Below are 892 nucleotides of genomic sequence, written 5' to 3'. Positions count from 1 at the left end.
GCCAGCGCGCCGCGCGCCCACCGCTCGGCCTCCGCCAGCGCGTCCGGCTCGCGCAGCCGCTGCCAGTGCAGCAGCAGGGCCCGCGCGAGCAGCCCCTGCTGCGCGATGTCCCGCTCCTCGACGACGGCGCGGCGCAGGGCCCGTACGGCGTCCAGCAGGTCCCGGACGCTGCGGGTGCGCTCGTACCGCTGCAGCAGCTCCGCGCCGCCGGCCGCGGCGGGGCCGCGGAAGGCGGGCTGGAAGGCCCGCAGCACCTGCTCGGAGACGCGCGCGAACTGGTCCGGGACCCGGCCGCCGCCGAGGTCCGGCTCGCGGTCCCCGCCGGAGAGGTAGGCGACCGCGACGGCCGGGAAGTTGCGCGCACCCTGCCCGAAGGTCCGCTCGATGTACAGCGAGCAGTGCTTGAGCACCAGCGCCGCCTCGCCGTGGCTGAGCCGGCGCAGCAGCAGCTCGCGCACGCCGGGGCGGAAGTCGAACCACGGGTCGTCGCCCACCGGTTCGCGCCCCGGTTCCCGGGCCGCCTCGGGCACCGGCTCGCGCGCCTCGACCAGCTCGCTGAGCAGGATCTCGGCGGTCTCCGCCGGCCCGGTGTCGGGGAACAGGGCGCGCTGCACCAGCCGGATGACGGGCAGCACCAGCGGCACGGCGGCGAGGTGGATGGCCAGCCGCCGCGCCGCCGGCGAGGCCGTCGCGTCGAACGCGGCGAGCGTGGCGGCCGGGTCGGGGCCGGCGTCCGCGGGCCGGGCGGCGGCGGCCGAGGCGGTGTCCGTTCTCCCGGCGGTGGGGCGCACCCAGCCGGATGACGGGCAGCACCAGCGGCACGGCGGCGAGGTGGATGGCCAGGTCGGGGAACAGGGCGCGCTGCACCAGCCGGATGACGGGCAGCACCAGC

Annotated in this window: 1 pseudogene; it reads right to left on the bottom strand. The window is 78.6% G+C overall.

The features are described 5' to 3' along the window. Positions 1-791 (bottom strand): annotated as a pseudogene (locus tag ABD317_RS37320) (SAV_2336 N-terminal domain-related protein); the annotation flags it as partial. Between the last annotated feature and the right edge of the window lie 101 nt (positions 792-892).

This window comes from Streptomyces synnematoformans, from assembly GCF_039531005.1.
GTDB classification, from domain to species: domain Bacteria; phylum Actinomycetota; class Actinomycetes; order Streptomycetales; family Streptomycetaceae; genus Streptomyces; species Streptomyces synnematoformans.
This window is presented reverse-complemented; position numbering and strand designations above follow the sequence as displayed.